5 protein-coding genes are annotated in these 5,108 nt (G+C 71.6%); all 5 read left to right on the top strand.

Annotated elements, in window-relative coordinates; translation table 11 throughout:
- Positions 1–936 (top strand): FGGY-family carbohydrate kinase (locus NQ160_RS17990; RefSeq protein ID WP_257516506.1); only part of this gene is annotated, 936 nt, incomplete at its 5' end.
- Between the two features lie 49 nt (positions 937–985).
- On the top strand, positions 986–1,669 hold the full coding sequence (locus tag NQ160_RS17985) for a GTP pyrophosphokinase (protein ID WP_257516505.1): 684 nt from the start codon (positions 986–988) through the stop codon (positions 1,667–1,669).
- A 33-nt stretch (positions 1,670–1,702) separates the two neighbouring features.
- Entirely contained in the window at positions 1,703–2,557 is an 855-nt protein-coding gene (locus NQ160_RS17980) for a transposase (protein ID WP_257516504.1), read from the top strand.
- Positions 2,554–3,048, top strand: a complete 495-nt coding sequence (locus NQ160_RS17975; protein ID WP_257516503.1) for a glutaminase — start codon at positions 2,554–2,556, stop codon at positions 3,046–3,048. Before NQ160_RS17980 ends, NQ160_RS17975 begins: the two co-directional genes overlap by 4 nt.
- A 70-nt stretch (positions 3,049–3,118) precedes the next feature.
- Positions 3,119–5,108: glycogen debranching protein GlgX (gene glgX / locus NQ160_RS17970; RefSeq protein ID WP_257516502.1), on the top strand; the 1,990-nt coding region annotated here is incomplete at its 3' end.

Raw genomic sequence — 5,108 nt, 5'->3', positions numbered from 1 at the left:
ACCATCACCAAGCTGCGGTGGCTGCGCGACCACGAGCCCGACAACGCCGCCCGCGTGGCGGCCGTCGCCCTCCCGCACGACTGGCTCACCTGGCGGCTGCGGGGCTTCGGTCCGGCGGGCGAATCGCGCCTCGGCCCGGTGCTCGAAGAGCTCGTGACCGACCGCTCCGACGCGTCGGGCACCGGATACTGGGACCCCGAGACCGGTGGCTACGACCGCGAGATGCTCGTCGCCGCGCTCGGGCACGACGTCGTGCTGCCCCGCGTGCTCGGGCCGCGCGACAGCGTGACCGACGCCGATGGCCGGCTCGTGGGTGCCGGCGCCGGCGACAACGCCGCGGCCGCTCTGGGCGCGGGCGCGCGCACCGGCGACGTCGTCGTGTCGATCGGCACGAGCGGCACGGTGTTCGCCGTCACCCCCGAGCGCACGGTGGACCCCACCGGCACGGTGGCCGGCTTCGCCTCGGCCGACGGGCACTTCCTGCCGCTGGTGGCGACCATGAACGCCGCGCGCGTGCTCGACGCGATCGGCCGGCTGCTGAACGTCGACCACGACGAGCTGTCGCGACTGGCGCTCGCCGCCGCGCCGGGGGCGGGCGGGCTGACCCTCGTGCCCTACTTCGAGGGCGAGCGCACTCCCAATCTGCCCGATGCCACGGCGTCGCTGACCGGCATGACGCTGGCATCCACGACCCGCGAGAACCTTGCGCGGGCGGCAGTGGAGGGCATGCTCTCGGGCCTGGCCGCGGGGCTCGATGCCCTGCGTGGGCTGGGCGTCGAGCCGCAGCGCGCCCTGCTGATCGGCGGCGGTGCGCGGTCGCAGGCGGTGCGCGAGATCGCCCCGCTGGTGTTCGGCATGCCGGTCGAGGCCCCCGCACCCGGAGAGTACGTCGCCCTCGGCGCCGCCCGGCAGGCGGCGGGGCTCGTCGCCGGCTGACGCGGCGGTTCACAGCAGACGCCTCAGGCGGCCCCGTAGGGTCGGGGGCATGGCCATCCCGGTGGGCGAGCAGCCCGTGTCCCTGTCGGCTCAGCAGCTGCGGGAGTTGCGCGACGACCTGCAGCGGTTCCTCCTGGAGTACCGCTTCGGTCTGCACGAGGTCGAGACGAAGATCTCGATCCTGCGCGAGGAGTTCTCGCACATGCACGACTACAACCCGATCGAGCACGTGAGCAGCCGGGTCAAGTCCCCCGACAGCCTGGTGGCGAAGGTCGCGCGCAAGGGCATCGAGGCCGACTTCGACAGCATCCGGGCACACATCACCGACGTCGCCGGGGTGCGCATCACCTGCAGCTTCCGCGCCGACGCCTATCGCCTCTTCGACCTGCTCACCGCGCAGCCGGACATCACCGTGATGGCGGTCAAGGACTACATCGCCGAGCCCAAGCCCAACGGATACAAGAGCCTGCACGCGATCGTCTCCGTGCCGGTGTACCTCTCGACCGGCCCGGTGCAGGTGCCGGTCGAGATCCAGTTCCGCACGATCGCGATGGATTTCTGGGCGAGCCTCGAGCACAAGATCTACTACAAGTACGACCGGCAGGTGCCCGATTCGCTGCTGGCCGAGCTGAAGGATGCCGCAGACTCCGCCTCGGCGCTCGATGAGCGGATGCAGCGCCTGCACCAAGAGCTGCACGGCCCGGCGCGCCCGCCGCACATGCGCGCCGTCTGAGCGGCCTCGCCCGCGTCCGGGCAGAATGGGCGGGTGGCGCACGAGGACCTCGACGACGTGGCGGCGCAGCTGTACGCCCTGCCCCCGGCGGAGTTCACCGCTGCCCGCAACGCGCGCGCCGCCGCGGCCGAGCTCCCACTGGCGAAGGCCGTGCGCAACCTGCGCAAACCCGCCGTGGCCGCCTACGCGGTCGACCTGCTCGTCCAGGAGGGGCAGCTGGGGGAGGCGCTGGACCTCGCCGCGGCGCTGCGCGAGGCGCAGGACGACCTGGATGCCGCGGAGATGACCCGCCTGAGCCGGCAGCGCCGCGCCCTCGTCGCCGCCCTGTCGCGTCAGGCGGTCGACCTCGCCCGGGATCGCGGCGTCTCGGTGAGTGACGCCGCCGCCTCGGACGTGGAATCGACCATCGATGCGGCCGTGCGCGACCCGGCGGCGGCCGCCGCCGTGATGACGGGCCGCCTCGTGCGCCCGCTGGCGGCGACGGGGGTGGACCCGGTGGATCTGACCGACGCCGTGGGCGGCTCGATCCCGGGGGTGGCGGAGCGCCCCGCCCCGCCACGCGACGACCTGGCTCAGCGCCGGGCGCGCCGCGCGGCCGATAAGGCGGTGCGCGAGGCGGAGCGTGGGGCGTCCGAGGCCGACCGTCGGCTCGCCCGCGTCGAGGCGACGATGCAGAAGGCGCGGGAGCGCGCGGATCACCTCGCCGAGCGCGAGGCCGACCTGCGCGCCGATCTCGAGCGCATCCGCGCCGAGGCCGCCACCGCGCAGTCGGCCGTCGCGGCGGCAGAGATCGAGCGCGAGCAGGCGGCCACCGCGGCGCGCGCCGCGCGGCGCACCGTCGAAACGGCGCAGGCGGCCCTCGACGAGGCGGGCGGGGCACCCTCATGACCGGCTCCGTCCACGACGTCTTCACCGACGCCCGCCGCCGCCTGGCCGGCGCACCGCGCGAGCGCCTCGGATCGCCACTCACGGTGCGGCGCGTGCTCGGCTTCGCCCGCGCGCCCCGCGTCACGCCGGTCGGCGACGGCTGGCACCTGGGAGTGCTGCTCGTAACCGATGACGCGGTGCTGGCCATCGGAGAGATCGTGCGCGCCCGGCAGGAGGTGCGGCGCGGCTACACGGCCCAGTCGCAGCGCGAGCGGGCGGAGCGACAGGCGGCCGCCTTCCGAGGCGGGTTCGCCGAGGGGGAGGTCGTGCACATCGGATGGCGGATGCTCGACCTCGACGCCGTCGCGCGGGGCGAGGCATCCGGTCCTCTGGCGATGCGCGACGGGGTGCCCAGCGTGCGCTGGAGCGCGGCGGGCGGCTACCGGCCGCTCGAGGACTACCTCGCCGAACGCATCGAGCTGCTGCGACAGCCGCCCCAGGGGGCGTCCTGAGCAAACCGGGGTGCGCGGGTGCGTTTGTCAAGTCCTCCGGGGGGAGTTTTCGTCGGTCTAGTGTTGCCCCGTGCATTCATGGCCAGGCTCTGCGTATCCACTGGGCGCGACGTTCGACGGTAACGGAACGAACTTCGCGCTCTTCAGCGAAGGCGCCGAGCGCGTCGAACTCTGCCTCTTCGGCGATCGGGGCAAGGAGACGCGCGTCGAACTCGTCGACGTCGATGCCTTCGTGTGGCACGCGTATCTGCCCAACGTGCAGCCGGGCCAGCGCTACGGCTACCGCGTGCACGGGCCGTACGACCCGGCGTCGGGCAAGCGCTTCAATCCGAACAAGCTGCTGCTCGATCCCTACGCCAAGGCCGTCGACGGGCAGGTGAAGTGGGGCCAGGAGGTCTTCAGCTACCCCTTCGGCGACCCGGACGGCCGCAACGACGCGGACTCCGCCGCGCAGATGATGAAGGGCGTCGTGGTCAACCCCTTCTTCGACTGGTCGGGGGACCGGCAGCCGAAGACGCCGTATGCGGAGTCGTTCATCTACGAGGCGCACGTCAAGGGGCTCACCCAGCTTCACCCCGACATCCCCGAGGACATCCGCGGCACTTACAGTGCCATCGCGCACCCGGTCATCATCGAGCACCTCAAGAAGCTCGGGGTCACGGCGATCGAGCTCATGCCGGTGCACCAGTTCGTCAACGACTCCACCCTTCAGGACAAGGGCCTGTCGAACTACTGGGGCTACAACACCATCTCGTTCTTCGCCCCGCAGAACACCTACTCCGCCACCGGTCAGCGCGGCCAGCAGGTGCAGGAGTTCAAGGGCATGGTGCGGGCCCTTCACGCCGCCGGCATCGAGGTCATCCTCGACGTCGTCTACAACCACACCGCAGAGGGCAACCACCTCGGACCCATGCTGTCGATGCGCGGCATCGACAACGAGGCCTACTACCGCCTCGAAGACGACGACAAGCGGTACTACACCGACTACACCGGCACCGGCAACAGCCTCAACGTCGGGAGCCCCCACACCCTGCAGATGATCATGGATTCGCTGCGCTACTGGGTGCTCGAGATGCACGTCGACGGGTTCCGGTTCGACCTGGCGGCGACGCTGGCCCGCGAGTTCTACGACGTCGACCGGCTGGCGGCGTTCTTCGAGCTCGTGCAGCAGGATCCGGTGGTCTCGCAGGTCAAGCTCATCGCAGAGCCCTGGGACATCGGCCCCGGCGGCTACCAGGTGGGAAACTTCCCCCCGCAGTGGACGGAGTGGAACGGCAAGTACCGCGACACGGTGCGCGACTTCTGGCGCGGCGAGCCCCAGGCCCTGGCCGAGTTCGCGTCGCGCATCACCGGCTCCGCCGACCTGTACGAGCACTCGGGTCGGCGCCCGGTGGCATCCATCAACTTCGTCACCGCCCACGACGGCTTCACCCTGCGCGATCTGGTGTCGTACAACGACAAGCACAACGACGCCAACGGCGAGGACGGCCGCGACGGCGAATCGCACAACCGCTCGTCCAACTTCGGCGTCGAGGGCCCGACCGACGACTCCGAGGTCCTCACGGCCCGAGCCCGCCAGCAGCGCAACTTCATCGCGACGCTGCTGCTGAGCCAGGGCGTGCCGATGCTGCTGCACGGCGACGAGCTCGGCCGCACGCAGCAGGGCAACAACAACGGCTACGCGCAGGACAACGAGCTGACGTGGGTGCACTGGGATGCCGTGGACCAGCCGCTCGTGGAGTTCACCTCAGCTCTCGCCCGGCTGCGGCGCGAGCACCCCGCCTTCCGGCGCAGCCGGTTCTTCAACGGCCGCCCGGTGCGCCAGGAAGAGGGCGCGCCCATCCCCGACATCGTGTGGCTGCGCCCCGACGGCACGCGCATGCAGCCGGACGACTGGGACTCCGGCTTCGGCCGCGCCATCGGCATGTTCCTCAACGGCAACGGCATCCGCGAGCGCGACCGGCGCGGTGAACCCATCCGCGACCAGCATTTCCTCGTGCTGTTCAACGCCGGCGACGAGGCCGTGGACTTCTTCATCCCGGACCCCGAGTTCGCCCCGC

The organism is Microbacterium sp. zg.Y909 (genome assembly GCF_024626565.1).
Note: the sequence above shows the minus strand (reverse complement) of the source record. Positions and strands in the feature narration are given on the sequence as shown.

Coding starts and splice junctions, on each gene's coding strand:
- NQ160_RS17975 (WP_257516503.1), top strand. CDS start 2,554: ATGACCGGCTCCGTCCACGACGTCTTCACCGACGCCCGCCGCCGCCTG.
- NQ160_RS17985 (WP_257516505.1), top strand. CDS start 986: ATGGCCATCCCGGTGGGCGAGCAGCCCGTGTCCCTGTCGGCTCAGCAG.